This window comes from Erysipelothrix sp. strain 2 (EsS2-7-Brazil), from assembly GCF_016617655.1.
Classification (GTDB): domain Bacteria; phylum Bacillota_I; class Bacilli_A; order Erysipelotrichales; family Erysipelotrichaceae; genus Erysipelothrix; species Erysipelothrix piscisicarius.
Genome location: NZ_SCFT01000006.1, coordinates 37,834 through 62,215 on the forward strand (window position 1 = coordinate 37,834; position 24,382 = coordinate 62,215).

Annotated in this window: 23 protein-coding genes; all 23 read left to right on the forward strand. The window is 37.8% G+C overall.

Going from position 1 to position 24,382, the window contains the following annotated elements; translation table 11 throughout:
• The first annotated feature begins 31 nt into the window (after positions 1-31).
• The 23 genes from EPJ90_RS04140 to rplT all read left to right on the forward strand — a co-directional run bounded on the left by EPJ90_RS04140 (position 32) and on the right by rplT (position 24,377).
• Positions 32-541: a YceD family protein gene (locus tag EPJ90_RS04140; RefSeq protein ID WP_018578853.1), complete on the forward strand. Its 510-nt coding sequence runs from the start codon at positions 32-34 to the stop codon at positions 539-541.
• Positions 542-555: 14 nt separating this feature from the next.
• The gene (rpmF, locus tag EPJ90_RS04145) at positions 556-702 is read left to right on the forward strand and encodes a 50S ribosomal protein L32 (protein WP_003773155.1); all 147 of its coding nucleotides are present in this window, start codon (positions 556-558) and stop codon (positions 700-702) included.
• Between the two features lie 74 nt (positions 703-776).
• Complete coding sequence (locus EPJ90_RS04150) at positions 777-2,162, forward strand: LCP family protein (protein WP_161636646.1); 1,386 nt, start codon at positions 777-779, stop codon at positions 2,160-2,162.
• The gene (locus EPJ90_RS04155) at positions 2,162-2,878 is read left to right on the forward strand and encodes a CBS domain-containing protein (protein ID WP_161636645.1); all 717 of its coding nucleotides are present in this window, start codon (positions 2,162-2,164) and stop codon (positions 2,876-2,878) included. The genes EPJ90_RS04150 and EPJ90_RS04155 overlap by 1 nt, the downstream gene beginning before the upstream one ends.
• A 54-nt stretch (positions 2,879-2,932) precedes the next feature.
• Positions 2,933-3,814: a UDP-N-acetylmuramate dehydrogenase gene (gene murB, locus EPJ90_RS04160; protein ID WP_161636644.1), complete on the forward strand. Its 882-nt coding sequence runs from the start codon at positions 2,933-2,935 to the stop codon at positions 3,812-3,814.
• 1 nt (position 3,815) lies between these two features.
• Positions 3,816-5,336 carry a murein biosynthesis integral membrane protein MurJ gene (gene murJ, locus EPJ90_RS04165; RefSeq protein WP_161636643.1) on the forward strand — a complete coding sequence of 507 codons (1,521 nt, stop codon included), beginning with the start codon at positions 3,816-3,818 and terminating at the stop codon, positions 5,334-5,336.
• 140 nt (positions 5,337-5,476) lie between these two features.
• Positions 5,477-5,905, forward strand: coding sequence for a division/cell wall cluster transcriptional repressor MraZ (gene mraZ / locus EPJ90_RS04170; protein WP_181950055.1), 429 nt, complete (start codon positions 5,477-5,479; stop codon positions 5,903-5,905).
• Entirely contained in the window at positions 5,905-6,816 is a 912-nt protein-coding gene (gene rsmH / locus EPJ90_RS04175; RefSeq protein WP_161636642.1) for a 16S rRNA (cytosine(1402)-N(4))-methyltransferase RsmH, read from the forward strand. The genes mraZ and rsmH overlap by 1 nt, the downstream gene beginning before the upstream one ends.
• Before the next feature lie 2 nt (positions 6,817-6,818).
• Positions 6,819-7,121 carry a cell division protein FtsL gene (locus tag EPJ90_RS04180; RefSeq protein ID WP_125164701.1) on the forward strand — a complete coding sequence of 101 codons (303 nt, stop codon included), beginning with the start codon at positions 6,819-6,821 and terminating at the stop codon, positions 7,119-7,121.
• A 2-nt stretch (positions 7,122-7,123) separates the two neighbouring features.
• Positions 7,124-9,304, forward strand: a complete 2,181-nt coding sequence (locus EPJ90_RS04185; protein ID WP_161636641.1) for a penicillin-binding protein — start codon at positions 7,124-7,126, stop codon at positions 9,302-9,304.
• Positions 9,305-9,343: 39 nt separating this feature from the next.
• Complete coding sequence (gene mraY, locus EPJ90_RS04190; protein ID WP_125164699.1) at positions 9,344-10,306, forward strand: phospho-N-acetylmuramoyl-pentapeptide-transferase; 963 nt, start codon at positions 9,344-9,346, stop codon at positions 10,304-10,306.
• 1 nt (position 10,307) lies between these two features.
• Positions 10,308-11,582, forward strand: a complete 1,275-nt coding sequence (gene murD / locus EPJ90_RS04195; RefSeq protein WP_161636640.1) for a UDP-N-acetylmuramoyl-L-alanine--D-glutamate ligase — start codon at positions 10,308-10,310, stop codon at positions 11,580-11,582.
• Between the two features lie 60 nt (positions 11,583-11,642).
• Positions 11,643-11,930 carry a post-transcriptional regulator gene (locus EPJ90_RS04200; protein ID WP_161636639.1) on the forward strand — a complete coding sequence of 96 codons (288 nt, stop codon included), beginning with the start codon at positions 11,643-11,645 and terminating at the stop codon, positions 11,928-11,930.
• Positions 11,927-13,639, forward strand: coding sequence for a hypothetical protein (locus tag EPJ90_RS04205; protein WP_161636638.1), 1,713 nt, complete (start codon positions 11,927-11,929; stop codon positions 13,637-13,639). Before EPJ90_RS04200 ends, EPJ90_RS04205 begins: the two co-directional genes overlap by 4 nt.
• Complete coding sequence (locus EPJ90_RS04210; RefSeq protein WP_200542705.1) at positions 13,632-15,164, forward strand: single-stranded-DNA-specific exonuclease RecJ; 1,533 nt, start codon at positions 13,632-13,634, stop codon at positions 15,162-15,164. The genes EPJ90_RS04205 and EPJ90_RS04210 overlap by 8 nt, the downstream gene beginning before the upstream one ends.
• A gap of 38 nt (positions 15,165-15,202) precedes the next feature.
• Positions 15,203-16,834 carry an Ig-like domain-containing protein gene (locus EPJ90_RS04215; RefSeq protein WP_200542706.1) on the forward strand — a complete coding sequence of 544 codons (1,632 nt, stop codon included), beginning with the start codon at positions 15,203-15,205 and terminating at the stop codon, positions 16,832-16,834.
• A 30-nt stretch (positions 16,835-16,864) separates the two neighbouring features.
• The gene (locus tag EPJ90_RS04220) at positions 16,865-17,377 is read left to right on the forward strand and encodes an adenine phosphoribosyltransferase (protein ID WP_003773173.1); all 513 of its coding nucleotides are present in this window, start codon (positions 16,865-16,867) and stop codon (positions 17,375-17,377) included.
• A gap of 44 nt (positions 17,378-17,421) precedes the next feature.
• Positions 17,422-19,620 (forward strand): RelA/SpoT family protein, encoded by a 2,199-nt coding sequence (locus tag EPJ90_RS04225; protein WP_161636636.1) that lies wholly within the window; start codon positions 17,422-17,424, stop codon positions 19,618-19,620.
• A gap of 251 nt (positions 19,621-19,871) precedes the next feature.
• Positions 19,872-21,152 (forward strand): histidine--tRNA ligase, encoded by a 1,281-nt coding sequence (gene hisS / locus EPJ90_RS04230; RefSeq protein WP_200542707.1) that lies wholly within the window; start codon positions 19,872-19,874, stop codon positions 21,150-21,152.
• Positions 21,152-22,903, forward strand: a complete 1,752-nt coding sequence (gene aspS / locus EPJ90_RS04235) for an aspartate--tRNA ligase (protein ID WP_200542708.1) — start codon at positions 21,152-21,154, stop codon at positions 22,901-22,903. Before hisS ends, aspS begins: the two co-directional genes overlap by 1 nt.
• 327 nt (positions 22,904-23,230) lie before the next feature.
• The gene (gene infC, locus EPJ90_RS04240) at positions 23,231-23,785 is read left to right on the forward strand and encodes a translation initiation factor IF-3 (RefSeq protein WP_125164691.1); all 555 of its coding nucleotides are present in this window, start codon (positions 23,231-23,233) and stop codon (positions 23,783-23,785) included.
• Between the two features lie 21 nt (positions 23,786-23,806).
• Positions 23,807-24,001 carry a 50S ribosomal protein L35 gene (gene rpmI / locus EPJ90_RS04245; protein WP_125164690.1) on the forward strand — a complete coding sequence of 65 codons (195 nt, stop codon included), beginning with the start codon at positions 23,807-23,809 and terminating at the stop codon, positions 23,999-24,001.
• A 16-nt stretch (positions 24,002-24,017) separates the two neighbouring features.
• A complete protein-coding gene (gene rplT / locus EPJ90_RS04250; protein WP_003773184.1) occupies positions 24,018-24,377 on the forward strand; it encodes a 50S ribosomal protein L20 in 360 nt (119 codons plus the stop codon).
• Positions 24,378-24,382: the final 5 nt, after the last annotated feature.

Genomic DNA, 24,382 nt, shown 5'->3' on the forward strand with positions numbered 1-24,382 from the left:
ATTAAGTAGCGTTAAAGAGTAGGGTGAGAGTATGAAATTTTATAGAGCTGATTTAGATCGGTTAAAATCACCACGTTTAGAAATAGACGAGGAAATTATCATCGATCAAGATCTCTTGAAAGGTTTTTCTCTATGTACTGCTTTACGTGAGATCTTCGCAGTAGGTCATGGTTATTATGACGAACACACTTCTAAATTAATTACCGATCTGACAATAGAAGGTATTATGACAGTACCCTGCGCCATTACACTTGAACCATTTGATATCGAATTTTCGATTCCAGTTGGTGATGTGTTTAGTTTCGAGAAACTCGAAGATGACGAAGTAGGTATTGAAATTGAAGGTGAAGAGCTTGATCTTGATCCATATATCGTGGATTCTATCTTAGCTGCAGTTCCCCTAAAGGCAATCCATCCGGATCTTAAGGAATATCCAGAGGGAGATGGCTGGCAGGTTATGACTGAAGAAGATTATACAAAAGAGAAGAGTCAAGAGATTGATCCTAGACTTGCAAAACTAAAAGACTTTAAGTTTGATTAAATGGAGGTGAGACGATGGCAGTTCCAAAAAGACGCACATCTAAAGCAAGAAAAAACAAACGTCGTACACATTACAAATTACCTAATGTGACATTAGCTAAAGATCCTCAAACTGGGGAGTGGAAATTACCACACCGTGCAAATCGCGACGAGGTTAAATAATATAATTAAGTCTTGGATATCCAAGATTTTTTTATGTGAAAATATGGGAAAATTTGGGAAAGTGAGTGTTTAGTATGAATCGTAAATCAGTCGTTTTCGGTCCATTGGCAGTAATTTTTTCATTCGCATGCTTAGCATGCGTTTTAGTATTTACGAAGTATATGCCGATACGGAACCGTCTTATAATATTAGTTGTGGCGGTTATCGTTGCAATGGTGGTCATGATTGTGACCAAACGACCATTTTGGCGTTATTTAATTGCGATTTGTATCCTGATAACCAGTGTATTTGTATTTAGTTCTCAACGATTTGTCGATCAAATGGCGGATACTAAAGAATACGAACTCATTAAGTATGATTTATTGCGAATGAAAGATCATGAATTCGCGAATAATCCGATTATTGGACTCTATGGTGTAAAAGAAAATCATCTTGAGGCCATTTCTGATGACCTTAAAAATGAGATTGGAACCGATCGATTTAAGAAATTCTCGGATATAGATGAAGTAGTTTCTTCGTTTTATGATCAAGAGATTGATGGGCTTTTTGTAAACAAAGCAATGCTTGCGAACTTATCCTTTCTGTATCCCGACTTTTTAAAAGATACGATTTTAGTCAATAGCTATGAATACCGTCTAAGCCGTGATTCTATTGTGAAACATGTGGATGTTTTAAAAGAACCGTTTACCATTTATCTAAGTGGTATTGATGTATATGGAGATGTTGTTACACGATCACGAAGTGATATGAACCTTCTGTTATCTGTGAATCCTAATACCAACGAAGTCTTAACGGTCTCTGTCCCGCGTGATACATATGCTCCGTTGGGGTGTGAAAATGGTGAAATGGATAAGTTGACACATGCAGGTCTTTATGGCGTTACTTGTTCCGTTAAGACGCTTGAAAAGCTATTTAATATTGATATTAACTATTATATTCGTGTTAACTTCACAGGCTTGGTTCAGATAGTTGATACCTTAGAAGGTGTGGATGTTCTCTCTCATTATGATTTTATCACTGAGAATGGGGATGTGTTTATGAAAGGCATGAATCATGTTGATGGTGAAAAGGCTCTGGCTTTTGCGCGTGAGCGAGACCATGTAGAATATGGTGATGTTGCCCGTGGTTTACACCATCAAGAATTGGTCAAGGCAATCTTTGAAAAAGCTACACAAACTGAAAACCTGATCAAGGCACCACAATTAACAGGGCTTGTAAGCCAAGTTGTTGATACTAATCTGGATGATGGTAGTATCTCTAAATTGATTTCTAAACAAATTGAAACCAGTGATCGTTGGCATTTTGAAGAAGATTATCTTCGCGGTACCGGTGATATGCAACCAACCTACAGCCAAGATGGTCGTTATAAATATTATGTATATTGGCCTTCAGAAGAAAGTGTTGCATCGATACAAAAACAAATTAGCGATTTAATCGTCGCAAATAAGGAGGGGTCGTAGTGGGCGATACCACAGCGAATTCAGTTTTATTTTTAAATGCTTTTGTACAAATTGAAATGTATTTGCGAAATTTATTAAATAATCCCAGTGTTGGTTTTGTGCAAATGGTTCATATGGGTGCGCGAAAAGATGAAGTTATTCGTCATTTTCAAACAGACTTAGTGGAGTATGCTCAATTGCGTAATGCGATTGTTCATAATCGTGGTGGTAATGAAGAAGCGATTGCAGAACCGCATGACTCAGTTGTTACGCATATTCAAACAATTGTCTCGAAAATTTATAATCGTAAAACAGTGATGGACTTAGTGCATGACAAACCATTCAGTGTCCCTTCGGATACGTTATTGCTCGATATGGTGAAGCAACAAAACCATCAACATTACTCGGCAATTCCGGTGTATAATAAACATGTTTATGTTGGGGTGGTGCATCCGCGATTATACCAAAGACTGATGGAGGATGCGTCACGTACGTCTTATGATTTAGCGATGATGCGTGTTGAGGACTTACTCAAATATTATCAACCAGATGATCGGGTTGTTTTTGTACCCTTGACCATGTCGATTCCTGAATTGTTGGAGGTCTATGAGACAAATCACAATCGTGGAAAAAGTGTCATTGCAATTATTGTGACAGAAACAGGAAAACAAAATGAAAAACCGCTCGGAATTTTTACCGTTGCGGATTTACCAAATCTTATACGTGAACTTGAATAATTGAACAGTAACGTGTATATTTATCATTGGTAACACTATATAAAAGGAGTTCTTATGGCAGATTATTTTGTGATGAAAAATGCGTCGTTAAAACGCTATAATACAATGAGGTTAGATGTAACAGCGGATACGGTGATAATTCCTCATACTGTTGATGGATTAGTGGAAGCATTACGCGATCATACAGGGAAACGCATTGTTCTTGTTGGAAATGGATCAAACATGATTTTTTCTCAAGAGCATTATGATGATAATACCGTATTTATTATCACAATTTTATTAAATGATTTGGAAATTGTTGATAATGAGATTGTTGCAGAATCAGGGGTTCGTTTAAATCGTCTTGCATGGTTTGCGTGTGAGCAATCTTTAGGTGATATGGAATTCTGTGAAGATATTCCTGGAACTGTTGGTGGTGCATTAATTATGAATGCGGGTCAATGGCAATATGCGATTGGGCAATTTGTAAATTGGATTGAAGTGTTTAATTATGAAACACAAGAAGTTGAACGTCTTGTTCCCGATGAAGCATTTTTCGGTTACCGTTATTCACGTTTGAATGACCTGCCGGTTTATGTTTTACGAAGTGGATTAAAAACAATTGAAGGCGATTATAATCAAGCGTTGGAAAAAATGCTTTACTATCGCCATGAGCGTTATGTGAAACAACCACGTAATTATGCGAATGCAGGAAGTGTGTTTAAGCGACCAAAAGATAAAAACGGTGAATCACTCTTTGTTTGGAAACTTTTTGATGGTGTTGATCTTCGTGGATTCCGTGTGGGTGATGCAATGGTATCTGAGAAACATCCTGGATTTATTGTGAATGTGGGTCAAGCATCCGTTGAAGATGTTCAAGCTGTGATTCAAGAATGTAAGAAACGTGTTAAAGATGAATACGATGTTGAGTTAGAACTAGAATGGCGTGTAATCTAACATGAAAAAAACGACGATTATTGTAATGTTTATCGGTGTCCTGTCTAAAGTCTTAGGCTTTATCCGTGATATTACCTTATCTTCAATGTTTGGTATGGGGGCCATCACCGATGCATTTAATGCTTCGGTAGCAATCCCTACGGTTGTGTTGTCAGTGATTGGTTCGGCTTTGATTACCGGGGTAATTCCAATGCTGACAAAGATTTCTCATGAAGACAAAAAACGTGGTGATCGATTTGCAAGTAATGTTCTTAACATTATGATTGTGTTTTCTTTAGTGTTATCGCTTTTTATGTTTTTAGTTCCGGAAGTTGTTCTAAAAATAGTAGCGGGTGGATTTAAAGGTGAAACATTGGCGTATGCGGTTGTTTTCGTCCGAACGTTATCCCTCGGTGTTTTCTCAGTAGCGGTGATGCAACTGGGAACAGGATATCTTAATGTAAAAGGAAATTTTATCGTTCCCGCAATGGTAACAATTCCAATGAATCTTATTGTCATTGCAGGGATTGCCATTAGTAGTAAAGCAGGGAATCCTTACATTCTTGGTTATGCGCAACTTATTGCGCTGATTGTGCAAGCAGTAATCATTTTATTCTTTATGTGGCGTAGTGGTTTTGTATATCATGCTGTTATTGATTTAAAAGATGACGATTTACGTTCAATGGTTGCTTTAGCGTTGCCATTGGTACTATCTTCATTTCTAGGTCAATTTAATGATATTGTAATGAAAAATTATGCGACCGTTTTACAAGGTGAGGGTGGTTATAGTTATATGACTTATGCCACGAAGCTTATTGGTTTTGTGCAAGGGATCTTTATTATCGCAATTCTCCAAGTAACCTACCCAACTATTGCAAAGAGTGTGGTTGAGAAGGATATGCGTAAGGTGAATGATTCGATCAACGATGCGGTGCTGATGATTGCATTGTTTGTATTGCCAGCGATGGTTGGATTTATAACCTTAGCACGTGGTATTGTGGAGTTTGTATTCTTGCGTGGTGCAGTAACACCTGCGGATATCTCTGTGATTGTTCCAATCTTTATTTGTGATACGATTGTTCTTTTTGCATATGCGATGCGGGAGTTAATGTTCCGAATCCATTATGCGTATCACGATATGAAGGGGCCGGTTCGCAATACCGTTCTTGTATCGGTACTGTTTGTTGTCGGAATGGTGTTGTTTAGTTTTATTTTCGGTAAATTTGGAATGCCTTTGGCTGGATTGTCCTTTGCGTACTCCTTGGCGGCATTGATTTCATGTGTTCCGTTATATAAGAGTATGAAGAAACATATACCGCGTTCGCGCTTGCGTTTTATTGCATTGGATTTCATCAAGATTACATTGGCAGCATTCATTATGGGTGTTGTGGTTGTACTCCTCAAAAATCCTGTTCAATACTTGATTCCGGGTAAATTGTCGACGATTGTCATCATCCTTGTAGCAGTATTGGCGTATATAATCGCAATCTTAGCCTTAAAAGTTCAATTTGTACGAAATTTAATCTTAAGTTTTCTGAAATAATCGTGAAATGATAAAAAAACGCTTTGGGAGTGGCTTATGCCACTCCTTTTTCTGTGGGTTGATTTCTTCCCATATATCAGGTGATATGATACAATAGTGGTACAAAGTGGTAAGAAGTGGAGGAAAGTGGGGACAATTCAATGTTTATTGGAGAATATCAGCACAATATCGATACCAAAGGAAGAATCATTGTTCCCGCTAAATTCCGTGAGGAGCTCGGCGAAGCAATGATTGTTACGCGTTGGCTCGATGGATGCCTCGCACTTTACACACTTGAACAATGGCAACAAGTCTATGAGAACTTAAAAAAGTTGCCATCAACGAAACGAGAAGTTCGTATGTATACACATATGATTATGTCCAAGGCCGCCGAATGTGATCTGGATTCGCAAGGTCGGATTCGTATCCCTGCACATTTAACACAAGAAGCAAAGTTAACAAAAAATTGTGTTGTAGTTGGGGTAAGCGATCATGTTGAGATTTGGGATCAAACACGATGGACTGAATACTGTGATGCAGCGAGCGAGAATTTTGAAGAAATAGCAGAATCGCTAACGGAGTTTTTCTAATGAAACATATATCAGTCATGCTTGATGAAACAATTGAATTATTAAATATAAATCCAGAAGGAATATATGTTGACGCAACATTAGGTGCCGGAGGTCATAGCTATGAAATTTGTAAGCAATTGACAACAGGAAGACTTATTGGGTTTGATAAAGATTTGGATGCGATTGAACGTACTTCCAAACGCCTCGAAGGTTTCGGTGATAAAGTCACGATGGTTCACGGGAGTTATACGCAACTTACGGATAAACTCAATGAGTTGGGTATTCACGAAGTGGATGGGGTTCTATTTGACTTAGGCGTCTCATCACCTCAGTTTGATGATGCAGATCGTGGATTCAGTTATCGTTTTGATAGCAGGTTGGATATGCGTATGGATCAAACCCAAGCGCTCAGTGCTTATGAAGTTGTGAATGAATATGATGAAGAAAAATTGGTACAGATACTGAAAGACAATTCGGATGAGCGATATGCACGTCGTATTGTTAAACAGATAATTGAAAATAGACCTGTGGAAACAACATTTGAACTCGTTGAGTTGATCAAACGTGCATATCCAGGAAAAGAACTTAAAAAGGGACATCCGGCTAAGAAAACATTTCAAGCTTTGCGTATCGAAGTTAATAATGAGTTTGAAGAAGTTAAGGATGCAGTTGAACAAGCGGTTCATGTTATTAAGCCAGGTGGCCGTGTTGTTGTTATCACATTCCATTCTATCGAAGATAGAATTGTTAAACGAATCTTCAGTAACTACGGTAAACCCAAAAAGGTTGATCCAAAACTACCAATCATTGAAGAACAAGTACTTAATTATAAATTGGTTTCAAAGGCACTCAAGGCCTCTGCAGAAGAATTAGAGTTTAATAATCGCGCACATAGTGCAATCTTAAGAGGGATCGAAAGGGTGAAATAATTATGGCAAAACACGTAATTAAAAGAAAAAAGAAAACAATTCGTTGGAGTGGACTTGTTGGTTTTGTATTCACGATAGCATTATTATTTTCATTTGTTACGCAAATTTTTGTTCGTTCTGAAAATGCACGTCTTGCACGAGAAATTCAAGTTGTTAAACAACAACAAGCAGATATTAATGTCAATAATGAAAAGCTAACAGCTGAGATTCAAGATTTAAGTGATTCAAACCGCGTGGTGTCAATCGCAACAGAAGCTGGATTAGATAACACACATAATGTTGTAACCGTAAAGCATGGTGATTAGATTTGGAAAAGAAGAAGTTACGAAAAAGTGCAAACTATAAAGTTTTAATTGTATCAATCACAATGGCGCTCCTCTTTGTTGTAGTGGGTGCCAATGTTTTTGTTGTATCCGTACTGGGTTATCATTTAAACTCGGGTACGGATTTTCGTGATGACATCAATGGAATCCATACAGTAGAACGTAAAATTCCTGCGAATCGTGGTAAAATTGTTGATCGAAATGATACGGTAATCGCACAAGATCTTGTTGCCTATACGTTACAAGCAAGTCTTGATGAATCACGGATGCATTCGGATAAAACGCCTGCACATATTGATGACAAAGAAAAGGCAGCACAGGTTATTAGCGAGGTTATTGGAACGCCATATGATAAAGTTATGGAAATTATTAGTCAAGATGCGCTTCAAGTAGAGTTTGGATATGCCGGTAAGTATTTAAGCTTAGATCAAAAAACAGAGCTTGAAAACTCGGGAATTCCGGGATTGATGTTTGAAAAAATTATTACCCGGAATTATCCTTTAAAAGTTTTTGCATCGAAGTTGATTGGTTACTCACAATATGATGAATTGGAAGAGGGGCAAGTTGGTCAGATGGGACTCGAAAGTGCCTATAATGATGTATTGGAAGGAACCAATGGATTTGAACAATACACCCATGATCGTGATAATTTTAGACTTCGTTTCGATGATGGACAGCGGAAAGATCCAATTAATGGTAATGATGTAAAGTTAACCCTTGATCGTGGGATTCAAGATTCATTAGAACGTGCACTGCTTGGCATCACCCAAGATCCGGGTGTTAAGGCATCAGAAGCTTGGGGACTTGTTATGGAAGTTAAAACTGGAAAGATTTTAGCGTGGGGAGATGCACCAAGTTTTGACCCGAATGCGCCTGATTTCAGTAATGGTTTTACGAACCGTGTATCTCAAAGTACTTTTGAACCGGGTTCAACGATGAAAACATTCACCGTCGCTGCAGCCATTGAAGAAGGTGTCTGGAATAATGAGGAAACATTTGATTCCAATCCATTCCATGTTGGGGTTGAAAATAATAAAGCATACCGATTACCCTCTGAGGATGGCAGTGTTCATACCATTACCAATGCAGGGGGTCATACTTATGGTCAAATGCGATATGACTATGGGTATGCATTAAGTTCGAACGTTATGATCGCGGAATTACTTACGAATAAACTAGATCCAGAAGTGTTCCACGATTATTTATATAAACTTGGTTTTTATAAAAACGTAAATACGGATAAAATACCAGAAGAACAAGGCTATGATTTATGGCAAGAACCGCTAGAGAAAATCAGTAACGGTTTTGGTCAAGGGTCAAGTGCTTCGATCTTACAGCTTGCTCAAGCTTACACGTCTGTTTTAAATAAAGGTGTTATGGTTAAACCTTATTACATCGATGAAATTAAAAATTCACAGACTGGTGAAGTTATTTATAAAGGACAAACCCAAAATCTTGGTAAAGTCTTTTCTGAAGAAACCGCAAAAAAAGTTCAAGATTTAATGCGATATGTTGTAGATATTACGGGTTCAGGGTATCGTTTTAATATTCCCGAGACTAATGTGATTGCGAAGACAGGTACTGCGCAAACGGTTGTTGAAGGGGTACCGGGTTATTCCCCAACAATCTATAACTTTTCAAGTGCGGTAGCATTACCGTATGAAGATCCGGAAGTGCTTGTTTATACAGCCTATAAAGCGAATTATGGTCATGATGTTGATTATTCAGCGGTTTACATTCGTGATGTCCTTCATAAAATCGCTGCGACTTACGGTATGACCAACGAAGGTGGTAAGGAATCTATTTCTGAAATAACAGTTCAGGAACTTCAAAATTATATTAATTCACCGGTTCCTAAAGCGAAAGAGTCACTTGAGTCTTTAGGTTACAAACCTGTTGTAATTGGTGATGGTGAAACGGTTATTAACCAGAAACCCGAAGTAAATCGTCAGGTTATCAATAATGAGCGGGTTTATCTCTATGCTGGCGATCATAATATGACCTTACCAGATTTTAAAGGGTGGACACGTAAAGAAGTACTCAGTTTTATGAGTATTTCGGGATTAAATGCGGAACTGTCGGGTTCGGGATATGTTACTGAACAGTCTATTCCGCCAGGAACAATTTTCACAAAAGAAGATACGGTTTCACTTAAACTGAATTAAGAATTTGTTATAATAAGTAAGATGTAAGGGAGAAAGATTATGATTGTAGGAATTATCGCGATGTTAACAGCATTTGCGCTCAGTGTTGTTGCTTATCCAAGATTTATTAAATATCTTCAAACAAGCAATATGGAACAAAAAGTCAGTGAATATGCATTAGAAGAATTTAAAAACAAACAAAAAACACCAACTTTTGGAGGCTTTATTTTTGTTGTTGTTTCGGTTTTAGTTGCTCTTGTTTTTAACGGATTTAATTTCAATGGCTCGGTTCTTTTACTTATCGGTGTGTACGCAATGTATGCACTGATTGGTCTCATTGATGATTATAAAATTGTGAAAGAAGGCAAAAACGACGGTCTTTCACCAAAAGTTAAAATGTTTTCACAGTTGTTATTGGCTGTTTTATTTTATGTTATCTATATAAAAATGGGTGGTGATAACAAACTCGCACTTCCATTTATGAAAGAACCCATTGATCTGGGTTGGTTCTATTTACCACTGTTAATGTTTATTTTTGCGGGTGCTTCAAATGCCGTAAACCTAACTGATGGGATGGACGGATTAGCTGGCGGTACAAGTGTTATTGCGTTTGCAGCATTTGCTTTTGTTGCATACACCTTGAACCGCATGGATGTATTTATGGTTCTTTTAGCGGTTATCGGTGGTCTTCTTGGATTTTTGGTTTATAATCGCAAGCCTGCCAAGATTATCATGGGTGATGTCGGATCGCTTGCTTTAGGGGCTTTATTTGCTGGGGTATCGGTATTGCTCAATAAAGAAATTCTTTTAGCGATTGTTGGAGGCGTTTTTGTCTTTGAAACACTCTGTGTTATTATTCAACGGACGTCTTGGAAATTAAGACATAAAAAAGTATTTAAATATACGCCGATTCATTACAGTTTTACACTCAATGGATGGAAAGAGGAAAATGTCGTCAATTTCTTCTATGCACTTGGTGTAGCGTTTGCCATCATTGGTTTAGCCTTAAACGCGATTGCATAGTATGAATGCGTTAATTATTGGAGGAGCACGTTCAGGGATTGGATGTGCTCGTCTTCTCAATAAAGAAGGTTTTGAAGTGATTTTGACGACAAATCAAGACTTTCCGGAGCGTCATGAACTTGAAGCTTTGGGGATCAAAGTTTCTTTAGATGATAAAGATCTGCGTCTTGTTGCACCTTACGATTATGTAATTAAAAATCCTGGGATTCCAAATGATCATCCACTTGTATCCCAATTTTCACGTACCTATAATGAAATCGAAATTGCATCACGGTATGCGAAAAACGCAATGTTTTATGCGATATCGGGGACCAATGGTAAAACAACCACAACTACATGTCTTCATGAAATGTTATTAAAGAAAGATTCGAACGCATTGCTTGCAGGGAATGTGGGATATGCATTGAGTGAAGCGGTTTATCGCGATGGAGATGTTGTTCGTGATGTCGCCTTAGAGATATCGGCTTTCCAAATGGAAGGAACACCGACCTTTTCACCGGAAGTTTATGCGCTTATGAATTTAAGTCCCGATCATATGGATCGTTACGACCAGGTTGATGACTATTACAAGGCAAAGCTAAATATCCTACCCAACGTTAAAACATTTATTCGTAACTGTGATGATGAAAACATTATGCGCTTAACACGCGATTATCAAGGAACGGTTTATAATTTATCAATTACTCATGATGCCGATATATGTGTCCGTCAAGGTTGGGTATATTTCCTGGACCAAGCATTGTTCGAGGTTGCGTCTTTAAAATTAGTGGGGGCGCATAATTTAATGAATGCTGCTTTTGCGGCGAGCCTTGCTTTTCTAGCGGGTGTTGATCTTCAAGCCATTCAAAATGTGATTCAAACATTTAGTGGTGTGGAACACCGTATTGAATTTGTGGATGAAGTGGATGGGGTTCGTTATTATAATGATTCAAAAGCAACCAATCCAGAGTCTACAGAGGTATGTCTTCAAGCCTTTGAAAAACCCATTATCTTATTAGCGGGTGGTTTTGATAAGCATATTTCATTTGATCTCCTTAAACCTTATGAATCACGCATTAAGACCTTGTATGTATTTGGTGAGAGTGCTGATCAAATTTGTGAAGTATTTCCGTTTGCCATCAAAGTCGATTCGATGAAAACAGCGTTTATAGAGGCGAAATCGCATGCAATACCTGGCGATATCATTGTATTGTCTCCTGCATGTGCAAGTTATGACCAATTTGAAAATTTTGAAATTCGTGGTAACATATTTAAAGAATACGTTAAAACTCTCTAGTTAGAGTTTTTTCTTTTGTGTTTTTCGTGTATCATATACATGATGAGGCGAGGTGAATGTATGAAAGATGATAATACACAACAATTTAAATTGTTACTAACATTAAGACTTCGTCAAATACATAATAATGGATTAGAAGGCGTTTCATATGATGATTTGTACCGCATGTTTACAACCTATGTATGGCGTCATAAAGAGCCATCTCGGTTAAGTGAATTAGCCGATGATATTTTTAAAACGACGGATGAAGATGTTGTAAGGTGGCTTGCGACGGAATCTAAAATCAATGGGTTAAAATCATCTCTTGAAGACTATCAGAATTTATTTGAGGATGAGGAGATTCAATGAAAACAAAAGCTGAGTTAAGAGTTTCGTTTATTGTAATCATTGTTACTGTTTTGGTAGGTTTTTTGACGCTTACGACGGTTGGGAGATTAAATACGGGTTTGGGCTTTGGTCACGATGTTCGTCTAATCGTTGAAACAAAAGATCGTACGGGCTTAAACAACTTTCTTTCAAACCAAACACGCAATAATCGTGAATGGCGTAAACGTGTGATTGATTCAAATCACTATGCGTTATCCTTTTCAGGTGTCGAAAATATAACCGACCTTGTTAATAGTATTGATGCTCATGTATCAGATTTAGTGGTTTGGAATACAGGAACATTTGGATCGGTTACAAAATTGATGAGTACTCAGAGCTTTATTAGTTTGTATCTGGTTTTATTTATGGCCTTAACGGTCGGTTATTTTTGTTTTAGGTTTCGGTTTTTTGGATGGATTGCAGGGATGGAAATCGTAATTGGTGTGATGTTATCCCTGCTTTTAGTTTCGTTATTTGGTTATCCGTTTACAAAATCGCTCTGGTATTCAGTCTTGATTTCTTTTATGATGCTTGTTTACCAAAAACAGATGTATTTAGTGGACTCTGAAGGCTTAACCTTGCATGAGGTTGTGGAGTCGCGTCAAGATATCCGTAAGCGACACATTCGTGTATCGTTGCTTCATTCCGCATTTTATTTGATTTTTGGTTTTGTTGCGGTCGTTTTGAATCGATATGGGCTTGTTCGTACCGGCTGGTACATGATTTTCTTAGGCTATATTGTTTTAATACAATTCCTATTATTTAATTTTGTATTTGAACGATTCCTATTAAAAATTCCAAAATCATCGAGTTTTATCCATTTTCAAAATATTAATGTTTTAAAAATAACCCAACCTACCCATGCATTATTTAAAAACACTGTGTCAGTTATGCTTGCAGTCTTGCTATTAAGTACCCTGTTTGCGATCCCCAAGGGGATTGATTTACACAAGGGTTGGGATTTTGCAAATCAAAATGTATTAATTATGAATGATGCGCGATCAACGGCATACCTTGAACTTCAAGCGACGCTTTATGAAGTGGGAATTTTTGATAATCAATTAAGCTATGAGGTAACCGAACAGGGCGACACATGGATTCATTTTGATGAAAATGTCACCTCCAAACAATTGGGTGCTGCTGCGCGTGGGGTTAAGACGAAATTTAATGTTAAGGGAACTTATTACGATACCCATGAGAATCTATTTCCTCTGGAAGATGTCGATTTCTATCTAACCTTAGGTGTGTTTATTCTTGCATCATGGATTATGGTAAGTTGTATTTTTGGATTTAAACGGAGTATCTTGATTCCAATTTTAAGTGTGTTGTCCTCAATGCTCTTTGTCTTCTTAACGATGGTTTATCATATTAAATGGAGTCGAGAGACGGTTTACATTGTCTGGACGATTCCATTAATCATTGGATGTTATTACAGTTCTCAATATTCCTTAAATCGATTTTTTAATTTAGATTTGTTTGAATCGGAGTTTATGGACTCATTGATGCTTAATCTCATTTTATTTGCGATTATTTCAACACCGATTCTAATAATTATTCCGGTTCCAATAACGGTTGAAATGATTGCGATTTTAATGATGATGGTTTTTGCGATTTATTTAGCTTTAATCATCCTCTATTGTATTGCTTGGTTAATTAAAAGGTGGGTACACAAACGTGAACGATATGACTAACGCTTTATCACCCCTTGTACAAGAAACGCTTAAAACGATGAACTTAACGGACTCTCAATTACAGGAATTATTCAATCCAACAGACCGTATTGTTTCCAATAAGGCCATCGATTCCATCATTGATTTCTATCAACGTGCTACTAAACTCATTGTTTGTGGCGATTATGACTGTGATGGTGTTTCTTCAACAAGTATTGCGGTGCTCTTAGCAAAAAAATGTAATCTTGAAGTCGGTTATTATATTCCAAATCGACTTAAAGAAGGATACGGGGTCTCAAAGGAGACCATAACCATGGCTCACAAACGGGGCTACAAGGATGTCTTAATTATCGATAACGGGGTTAAGGCTCATGAAGAGATTGCGTATGCGCAAGCGTTAGGAATGCGTGTTGCGGTGGTTGATCATCATATCATTGATGAACCCGTCACCGCTGATGCGTTTTTACATCCCGACGTATGCAGTCCGTATGAAGCATCAATGTGTGCCAGTGGACTCATATATTGTGTTGCGGAATGCATGGGTTTAAGTGATTCATACATGCTTGCCTTGGCATGCACTGCTACGGTTGCGGATGTAATGCCGCTTTGGGGTAAAAATCGTGAGCTTGTTCGTAACGGAATTCAGGCATTGAATCAAAATCAATTCTTGCAATTTGATGCGTTAGTTAAACGAAATCGCTTTACGCATTACTCCGCAAAACTGTTGTCATTTCAAGCAATTCCAAAAATCAATACGGTTGGACGCTTGGGTGATCTTGCGAATGTGAATACCTTAGTCCAATACTTTACAACACCGGATGAATCGGTAATTACGTCATATGCCAAACAATTATTCAAACTTAATGATTACCGTAAAGAACAAGGAAAAGCATTGAAAGAAGTAGCCATGGCTCAGGTTAATGATGATCCCATTCAAATTATTGTTGATAAGCGATTCCATGAAGGGTTGCTCGGTATTGTTGCGAACCAAGTTGCACAAGAAACCATGAAACCAACTGTTGTTCTTACGGAATATGATAATGTATTAAAAGGAAGTGCTCGAAGCATGACGTTCTCACTTCAAGATATTTTTACTGAAGTTCATTCAGATTACTTTGTGGCCATGGGTGGCCATGATTTCGCATACGGAATGACTTTAAACAAAGCAACCTTTGATGCTTTTAGAGCAGATGTTAATCAGGTTGTAACCGATTTTGGAGCGTTTGAAGGACGTCATGAGACCGTGCTTTCCATTGATCCGGCTTGGATCACTCAAACAGCTTTGGATGAGTTACGCCATCTAGAACCCTTTGGTGAAGGTTTTAAATTGCCGTTAATGCGCATTGATATCCCACGTGATTTTCAATTATACAATCTTAATGGATATGGATTTAAATATGCATTTAATGGGTTTCCATTTGATGAAGCAGTATTTTTTACCCAACAATATCAAAAATATCAATTGCAAGCTGCACGCAGTTTAATTGGAACATTAGATTTAGACAGTCGTTCAAAAAATGTATTGTTCGTAGAAGATTTTGAATAACTTATGATATGATAGAAATATTGATGAGGAGGCATGTTATGTTTAAAACATTTTTAGCCACAGTATTACTTCTGAGTGGTATTGGGCCAAATCCACAAATTAATAAGCAACCCATTGCGGATAAGATTCCTCCTGCTACGCATCGTGTTGCGGTATCGCAAGATGATACGGAAGTTGTTAAAGATCCAATAAAAATTAAACAAACCAAATATGATTTGTATGAAAATTCAAGCATGCAAATTGATTACACCTTAGAAGGGCTGAGCAAGCAAGCGACGGTATCCTTTAAAAGTGAAAATCCAGATATTGTAAGTGTGTCGGAAAAAGGCTTGCTTACAACGCTTTCAAAGGGATCGTCCATCATCACTATTGTTGCAGTGGATGGGGAACAAATTTATACGAAAGAAATCAGTGTTAAAGTAAATGTTTTGGATGGAACCATCAATTTTAAAAATGAAGACATTTATATTAACCGTGGATTTGAATATGAACTTGAATATACCTTAAGCAATGACGCCATGAAAGATAAAAGCATTATTTGGTCATCTGAGAATACGGCCGTTGCGGATGTTGTAAATGGCAAGGTAACCGCGAAATCTGCGGGGACGACAACGATAACTGCGCAGATTGGAACCATTACATCCAGTGTGAAAGTTACCGTAACCATTCCTTTACGTGATATTGAGTTTAATCCTTCAAATCTCACCATTGTTTTGGAAGATGAAGTCGCAATCCCTGATCTTATTTTTGTACCTTATGATACAACGACTTCACGCAATGCAAGTTATGTTTCGGAAGATAATGGTATTGTGGAAGTTATCGGAGATCATTTGGTTGCAAAGAAAATTGGTAAAACCAAAGTTACCGCAACAATTGGTGAACATCATGCTGAACTTGAGGTTACAGTTAAATCAAAGCAAACAGAATCCGGTGCCGATATTATCAAACTGAAGGTTGATAAAGAAGATGGCGATCGATTGGTTCTCGTTACAGATAATCTTAGTAAGGCAGATAATCAAAAATACGCGCTTACATTACCGGATGAAATCTTAACGAAGTTTATTGAAGCTCGTGATCATTCAGAAGTGATATTGGTTCTGGATGATGTGTTATTAGAAAAAGATATGGCAAACCTAGAGTCCTTTGTTGTTTCTGAAGCAGTCATGAGCGCCTTAACGGATAAAACATTATCCATTCATTTGGTTGATAAGCGTAACGTACCTCTAATCATCTATAATTTTCAAGGTGCCTATCCACATGATGTGGATTTACGATTTAAAATCATCCAAATCACAGAGCGTTCACCCTTGTATGAACAGTTATCAGGGCGGGCTTTTGAGTTGGTTTTTGCGAATCAATCACAATTTGGTGAAGGGACGACCGTAGAGTTGTCTGCGAAATTGATTGAGTCAACGTTCTCCCAGATGCATTTTATCTATGAACGTACTAACAAAAACGATCTTGAGTTTACCAATCAAGAAGTCTCTGTATCCAATGAAGATCGACTTAAATTTTCGGTAACCAATAATGACTATGTGATTACATTCAATAAGCTTGCGAAAACCGATGATCATTTTATCATTATCTCGTTACTCATTATTGTCCTAACAATAATTGGAGGAAGTGGTTTTTTCTATTTTAATAAGTACAAGAAAAAGAAGAAACTATGATATAATAAATAATGTACTTTGGAGGATGTTATGGATTTAAAAAACTATATTGCAACAATTGATGATTTCCCTAAAGAAGGCATCAAGTTTCGAGATATTACCCCTTTAATGGCCGATGGTGAAGCTTTTGCGGAAGCAACGCGCCTCTTTGAAGGTTTTGCCCGTAAAGTCGGTGCAGATGTTATTGTAGGACCGGAGTCCCGAGGGTTTATCTTTGGGTGTCCAGTTGCTTATGCAATGAATATTGGGTTTGTTCCTGTTCGTAAACCGGGTAAATTACCTCGTGAAACGGTAAGTTACAAATATGATCTTGAATATGGTTCCAATGAACTTCATATCCATAAAGACGGTGTAAAACCAGGACAAAAAGTGCTCATCATCGATGACTTACTTGCTACTGGTGGAACGGTTGAAGCGTCGGTAGCACTTATTGAAGAATTGGGTGCTGAAGTTGTAGGATGTGGATTTCTTATTGAACTTGAAGATTTAAATGGTCGCGACAAACTTGAAGGCTATGAAGTCTTTACAATTATGCAATACTAAGAACGAAGATCCCTTCGTTCTTTTCACAAATTTGGAGGTAGCCGATGAGACAATTTCAAGATATTAGTTTTGATATGATACTCGAAGAGACGTCAAAATATATTACATCACCTGAAAACATTGAATTAATTACGCATGCATATAAGTTTGCGGAAGCGAAGCATTCAGGTCAATATCGTAAAAGTGGTGAACCGTATATTGTTCATATTTTGCACGTGGGTTATATCCTTTCAAATTTAGGCATGTCTCCAACCACCATTTCTGCAGGATTGTTGCATGACGTAATTGAAGATTGTGATGTAAGTAAAGAAGAACTTGCAGAAGAATTTAATGAAGAAATCGCAACACTGGTGGAAAGTGTTACCAAAATAGGAAATATTGAATTTAAAGATGAGAAGGAGTATCTTGCGGCAAATCATCGTAAAATCTTTATTGCGATGGCAAAAGATGTCCGGGTTATTTTTATTAAACTTGTAGACCGTCTCCATAATATGCGAACGCTCCAATATCATACTCCAGAAAAACAAAAAAAGATTGCGGCAGAAACCTTAGATGTCTATGCTCCGATTGCCCATCGATTGGGTCTTGGTGAAATTAAAAATGAACTCGAGGATTTAAGTTTCAGTTATCTTCACCGTGATAAATATTATGAGATTGCAAGACTCGTGGATGATCGTAAAGCAGAACGCGATGCACAGGTCACACGCATGATTGAAGATATTGCCGAGCTATTGCTCGAGAATAATATTCGTTTTAATATTTTTGGGCGTTCTAAACATCTCTATTCGATTTATAAAAAAATGACGACCAAACATAAACGTTTTGATGAAATTTTAGATTTACTTGCAATCCGAATTATTACCGAAACCGAATTAAATTGTTATGAAATTCTGGGTCATATTCACGCGAATTATCGCCCGATACCAGGGCGTTTGAAAGATTATATAGCAATGCCGAAAATGAATATGTATCAATCCCTTCATACCACAATCGTTGGTGATGAGGGCGCTATTTTTGAAGTTCAAATTCGAACGAAACAAATGGATGAAATTGCGGAGCGTGGGGTTGCAGCGCATTGGCGATATAAAGAAGGCAACACCAATCAAGAAGCAAATCAAAAAGAAATTGAAGATCGCCTTTCATGGTTTAGAGATATCAATATCCTTACCGAAGGTGTGGATGAAAATGCACAAGACTATATGAATGTGCTTCAAAAAGATATTTTTGAGGCAAATGTTTATGTGATGACTCCCAAAGGTCGCGTTATTGGCTTGCCAAATGGTGCAACGCCAATTGATTTTGCGTACCGAGTGCATACCGAAGTCGGACATCAAACCGTTGGTGCTATTGTCAACGGGACCTTAGTACCTTTAAATACACCCCTTAAAACGGGGGATGTTGTTCAGGTTAAGACATCGAAGCAATCGACACCCAGTGAAGATTGGCTGAAAGTAGTCAAAACAACGCATGCCCGAAATAAAATTCGTAACTTTCTTCTAAAACAACAAATGGATAACCGCAAAGAAGTTGTGGATAAAGGCGAGTCTATGTTTAGAGAAGAATGTAAACGTCGTGGTATCGATGAGAAGGAACTCAAGGCTTCAAAACGATTTGAACATGTATACAGTCAGTTTTCAGTAAATTCTTTTGACGATTTAATGTATGCGATTGCTTCTAAATCACTATCCTTTCCTGCTCTTTTTGAAAAATTAGACCTTAACAAAAACATCAATGATGAAAACAGTAAGGTTGAAAAAGTGGTTGCTCGCAGTGCAACGCAACAAAGCAAGTCAACCAGTAAATCTGGCGTTAGTGTTTCCGGAATTGATTCAATGATGATTGGTTTAAGCAATTGTTGTAATCCAGTCTATGGCGATGAAATTGTAGGTTATGTTACAAAGGGGAGTGGTGTTAAGGTACACCGCAAGGATTGTCCAAACATTGCCCATGAAACAGCCCGTCTCATTGAAGTGCAGTGGGAAGAAAATCATGAACAAGGGGAGTATGAAGCAGTGCTTCAAATTCTCTCAACGGATCGTAACTTCTTGCTTACAGATATCATCACCATTGCTTCACAGCTTAAAGTGCGTTTGAATGCTGTTAATTCAGAAATCAACGAGGATCGTATTCATGCGACCACAACGATGCGCGCTGTTGTACGGGATGCAGATCACTTGAAAACATTGATTGCGAATCTGCGAAAAGTTGATAGTGTGATTCGTGTTGATCGCATCACATTGTAATTGCATCTCGAGTTCGATTGTGTTAAAGTAATATCATATTCAATGATCATGATTAAATTCTGGTTTGATGGTAGAGAAATGCTGGTTGGTGAAAAGCATATCAATAAAGGAATGGGACACATGGGAGATACAATTTTGAATCAGTAGAAATTGTCGTGACTCGCGTTAAGAGATTAAGTAAACAACAAAGGTGGTACCACGCGAATAGCGTCCTTGGTAGCACCTTTTTATATACTATAGGAGGTAGAATTATGTCAGAAAATTATCGCGCACCTCGCGGTACACAAGATGTTTTTGGAGCAGAGGCTAAAAAGTGGCAATATATTGAACGCATTGCTCGAGATATGTGTGATCGTTACCATATCACTGAAATGCGCACGCCAATCTTTGAACATACGCATGTATTTGCGCGAGGCAATGATGGTAGTGATGTTGTGAATAAAGAGATGTATACGTTTGAAGATCGTGGTCACCGATCGCTTACACTAAAACCGGAAGGAACTGCGGGCTTAGTTCGAAGTTTTGTTGAACACAAACTGTATGCAACTGGTGGGGCGCTGCAACGTTACTTTTATATTGCACCAAATTTCCGCTATGAAAGACCCCAAGCAGGACGCTTGCGAATTTTTCACCAATTTGGTGTTGAATTTTTAGGGGAAGCAAATCCATATATCGATATTGAATCCATGCTCGTTGGAATTAATATATTAAAAGAAGTTGGAATTACTCAGTTTAAACTTGTTGTAAACACATTGGGTGATCAAGCGTCACAAGATGCATATAAAAAAGCATTGCGTGATCATTTCAGTGGCCATTTAGAAACAATGTGCGCGGATTGTCAACGTCGCTACGAGCAAAATCCATTAAGAATGTTGGATTGTAAAGTAGATCAAGACCATGAAGCCATGAAGACGGCTCCATGTAATCATGACTATCTAAACGATGCTTCACGCGATTACTTTGAAGCTTTAAAACGTACACTTGATGAACAACAAATCGAATATGAAATTGATTCTCGTTTGGTTCGTGGTTTGGATTATTACCATCACACGGTTTATGAACTCATTTCTACAGATCCTAAAGCTGCATCGCAATCAACAATTTTTGCAGGTGGCCGTTATAGTAAACTCGTCGAATACTTCGGTGGACCTTCTGTGGATGCGATTGGATTTGCGATGGGATTAGAACGTTTACTCCTGTATGCAGATTTAGCAGGCGTTGAATTTGATACAGAAGATCGCATTGACGTCTTTGGGATGCCTTTGGGAAGTGAAGCAAATGCATCAATGTTTAAGATGGTCGAAACATTACGTGAAGCAGGTTATGATGCGGATATGGATTACTACAACAAATCCATGAAAGCACAATTTAAACAAGTAGATCGCTTTAATGCGAAGATTGCAATGATTTGTGGGAGTGATGAAGTTGCGGAAAATGCAGTAACCTTAAAAAATATTGAAACACAAGAACAATGTCGTGTTGCACAGACCGATGTTGTGGAACAAGTTAGAAAATGGATTGGAGCTAAATAATGGAAAGAACACATCATAATGGAATGTTAAGAATTGAACATGTTGGGGAACATGTGGAACTTGTTGGTTGGGTTGCGAAACGTCGTAACTTTGGGTCCATTAATTTTATTGATTTAAGAGACCGAAGTGGCTTGGTTCAATTAGTTGTGAATCATGATGAATATCCAATTGTTCAAGAATTAAAGAATGAATTTGTCATCGCGGTTCGTGGAACGGTTCGTGAGCGTCAGGACAAAAATCCTAAGATGGCTACAGGGGATATTGAAATCGATGTAACTGACGTTAAAATTATTAATAAAGCAGCACAAACACCAATGATTATTGCGGATGAAACCGATGCATTGGAGGAAACACGTTTAAAGTATCGTTATCTTGATTTGCGTCGTCCTGTGATGCAAAATAAATTAATTACCCGTGCACGTATTGTCACGGAGATGCGTCGTACCCTTGATGAGATGGGATTTATTGATGTTGAAACGCCAATGCTTACCAAATCAACACCAGAAGGCGCTCGTGAATATCTTGTTCCTTCCCGTGTTCATGAAGGGGAATTTTATGCCCTTGCGCAATCACCGCAAATATTTAAACAATTACTCATGATTGGTGGCCTTGAGCGTTATTACCAAGTCGCACGTTGTTTCCGTGATGAAGACTTGCGTGCTGACCGTCAGTTAGACTTCACCCAAGTCGATATTGAAGCATCCTTTTTGGATCAACAACAATTTATGAGTCTTATTGAAGAAATTGTGAATAACGTGATGGTCAATGTATTAAACCTTGAAAAACCACGTATTCCTCAAATTCGCTTTGAAGATGCATTGAATGTTTATGGTTCCGATAAGCCTGACATGCGTTTTGAAATGTATCTTCAAGATTTTAATCGAATTTTTATGCTGAGTGAGTTTAAAGTATTCAGTGATACCCTTAAAGAGGGTGGTGTCTTGAAAGGTCTTGTCCTTAAGGGACAGGCTGAATCGATGACCCGTAAAGTCATGGATAAGTACACAGATCTTGTAAAGAAAAACGGATTAAAAGGTCTTGTCGTCTTGAAAGTTGAAGAAGAAGGTTTCACCGGTGGTGCAGCTAAATTTATCGATGAACAAGAACGCCTTCAAATGATTCAAGAATATGATTTAGAAGTCGGTGATGTTGTCTTTATTGGAAGTGGTATGTGGGAAAACACATGTACGGCAATTGGGGCACTTAGACTTCAACTTGCTAAAGATTATCAGTTAATTCCTGAAGATGCATTTGCATATTGCTGGGTTGTGGATTTCCCAATGTTTGAAATGGATGAGGACGTTATTATTGCCCGTCACCATCCATTTACAGCACCACGAGAAGCGGATGAAGCACTCTTAGAAACTGACCCCCTTAAAGTTATTGCGCAGGCTTATGACCTTGTATTAAACGGATTTGAAATTGCAGGTGGATCGATGCGAATCTACCGTCAAGAATTACAAGAACAAATGTTTGAAATTATTGGCTTTACGCCAGAACAAATTCAAAAACGTTTTGGTTTCTTTGTAGATGCCTTTAAATACGGTACACCACCACATGGTGGTATTGCGTTTGGATTGGATCGCTTTGCGATGGCGTTAACACATTCGGATACAATTCGTGATGTTATTGCGTTCCCTAAAAATGCATCAGCACGTTGTCCATTAACCAATGCGCCATCCCCTGCCGTTGATAAACAACTTGAAGAGCTACACTTAGAGATTGTTCATAAAAAGAAAGATTCTGAATAAACGAAACGCACCCACTGGGTGCGTTTCTTCGTTGTCGGCTTTTCAAAAATTATATTTAAAATAAGTATAGGCAGAATCGTAAAATAAATGTATAATATGTTGGCTAATAATTCACGCTTTGTGGACTTTGTTTCCGGAGCTGTTATTGAGTATTTCATTGACATGTTGATATGACCGTGATATACTTACCAAGCAATAAGAAAGTAGAAGCACACTTCTCACCTGATGATTCATTCATAGGTAATAAGCTTAGGTCACTATTAATTTATACCTTTGAGTGTGTTTCCTATAATGAGACACATTTTTTATTGTTTACACCACAAGGAGGTGAATTTTATTAGTAGAAGATATGGAAATGAAAAGCCAAAAGGACCCGAGGATTTAGTGAACGAAGCAATTCGTTTTAAAGAAGTTCTTGTTATTGGGCCTCAAGGTGAACAACTTGGTATCCTTATGCGTCGCGAAGCGTTAGAGAAAGCTTATGAGCACAATCTTGATTTGCTTTGTGTTGCGCCTAATGGAAACCCACCAGTATGTAAAATCGTGGATTACGGTCGCTATCGTTTTGAATTACAAAAGAAAGCGAAAGAAGCGAAAAAACATCAACATGTTACGCAGGTTAAACCACTTCGCTTATCACCAGTTATTGATCAACATGACTTTGATACAAAGTTACGTCATGCTCGTAAATGGTTAGAAGAAGGAATCAAAGTTAAAGTTGACATGAGATTTAGAGGACGTCTTATCACTCGTTTAGAGGTTGGACGAAAGACAATGGATAGTTTCATCGAGGAATGTTCAGATTTAGGATCCGTTGAAAAACGTCCGAAACTCGAAGGAAATACAATGTCTGTAGTAATATCTCCAAATAAAAAGAAATAGTTTATAAGAGGAGGGCCAGTTATGCCTAAAATGAAAACAAAACGTACTTTAGCAAAACGTGTTAAACGTACAGGAACAGGACAATTAAAAAGACAACAAGCTTATGTTTCTCACTTTGCTAGACATAAGACAAACAAACAAAATCGCCAACTACGTAAAGCTACATTAGTTTCTAAGAGCGATTACAAACGCATCAAGCATTTGTTACAAGATTAAGGAAGGATGAATTAGTATGCCAAGATCAACAAATTCAGTAGCGTCACGTGCACGCCGTAAAAGAACATTAAAATTAGCGAAAGGTTACTATGGTTCAAAACATGTACTTTACCGTACAGCTAATGAACAAGTTATGCGTTCACAACGTTATGCTTACCGTGACCGTAAACAATTAAAACGCGAAATGCGTAAACTTTGGATCACACGTATTAATGCTGCTGCTCGTCTCAATGACATGAGCTACAGCCAATTAATGCATGGTCTACGTTTAGCAAACATTGAAATTAACCGTAAAATGTTATCAGAAATTGCTATCCATGATCCTAAAGGATTTACAACTTTAGTAGGAAAAGCTCAAAAAGCTTTAGAAAAATAATAAAT

Excerpts from the sequence above, each read along its gene's own strand:
- EPJ90_RS04140 (WP_018578853.1), top strand. The coding sequence starts at position 32 with ATGAAATTTTATAGAGCTGATTTAGATCGGTTAAAATCACCACGTTTA.
- rpmF (WP_003773155.1), top strand. The coding sequence starts at position 556 with ATGGCAGTTCCAAAAAGACGCACATCTAAAGCAAGAAAAAACAAACGT.
- EPJ90_RS04150 (WP_161636646.1), top strand. The coding sequence starts at position 777 with ATGAATCGTAAATCAGTCGTTTTCGGTCCATTGGCAGTAATTTTTTCA.
- murB (WP_161636644.1), top strand. The coding sequence starts at position 2,933 with ATGGCAGATTATTTTGTGATGAAAAATGCGTCGTTAAAACGCTATAAT.
- murJ (WP_161636643.1), top strand. The coding sequence starts at position 3,816 with ATGAAAAAAACGACGATTATTGTAATGTTTATCGGTGTCCTGTCTAAA.
- mraZ (WP_181950055.1), top strand. The coding sequence starts at position 5,477 with ATGTTTATTGGAGAATATCAGCACAATATCGATACCAAAGGAAGAATC.
- rsmH (WP_161636642.1), top strand. The coding sequence starts at position 5,905 with ATGAAACATATATCAGTCATGCTTGATGAAACAATTGAATTATTAAAT.
- EPJ90_RS04180 (WP_125164701.1), top strand. The coding sequence starts at position 6,819 with ATGGCAAAACACGTAATTAAAAGAAAAAAGAAAACAATTCGTTGGAGT.
- mraY (WP_125164699.1), top strand. The coding sequence starts at position 9,344 with ATGATTGTAGGAATTATCGCGATGTTAACAGCATTTGCGCTCAGTGTT.
- murD (WP_161636640.1), top strand. The coding sequence starts at position 10,308 with ATGAATGCGTTAATTATTGGAGGAGCACGTTCAGGGATTGGATGTGCT.
- EPJ90_RS04200 (WP_161636639.1), top strand. The coding sequence starts at position 11,643 with ATGAAAGATGATAATACACAACAATTTAAATTGTTACTAACATTAAGA.
- EPJ90_RS04205 (WP_161636638.1), top strand. The coding sequence starts at position 11,927 with ATGAAAACAAAAGCTGAGTTAAGAGTTTCGTTTATTGTAATCATTGTT.
- EPJ90_RS04210 (WP_200542705.1), top strand. The coding sequence starts at position 13,632 with ATGACTAACGCTTTATCACCCCTTGTACAAGAAACGCTTAAAACGATG.
- EPJ90_RS04215 (WP_200542706.1), top strand. The coding sequence starts at position 15,203 with ATGTTTAAAACATTTTTAGCCACAGTATTACTTCTGAGTGGTATTGGG.
- EPJ90_RS04220 (WP_003773173.1), top strand. The coding sequence starts at position 16,865 with ATGGATTTAAAAAACTATATTGCAACAATTGATGATTTCCCTAAAGAA.
- EPJ90_RS04225 (WP_161636636.1), top strand. The coding sequence starts at position 17,422 with ATGAGACAATTTCAAGATATTAGTTTTGATATGATACTCGAAGAGACG.
- hisS (WP_200542707.1), top strand. The coding sequence starts at position 19,872 with ATGTCAGAAAATTATCGCGCACCTCGCGGTACACAAGATGTTTTTGGA.
- aspS (WP_200542708.1), top strand. The coding sequence starts at position 21,152 with ATGGAAAGAACACATCATAATGGAATGTTAAGAATTGAACATGTTGGG.
- rpmI (WP_125164690.1), top strand. The coding sequence starts at position 23,807 with ATGCCTAAAATGAAAACAAAACGTACTTTAGCAAAACGTGTTAAACGT.
- rplT (WP_003773184.1), top strand. The coding sequence starts at position 24,018 with ATGCCAAGATCAACAAATTCAGTAGCGTCACGTGCACGCCGTAAAAGA.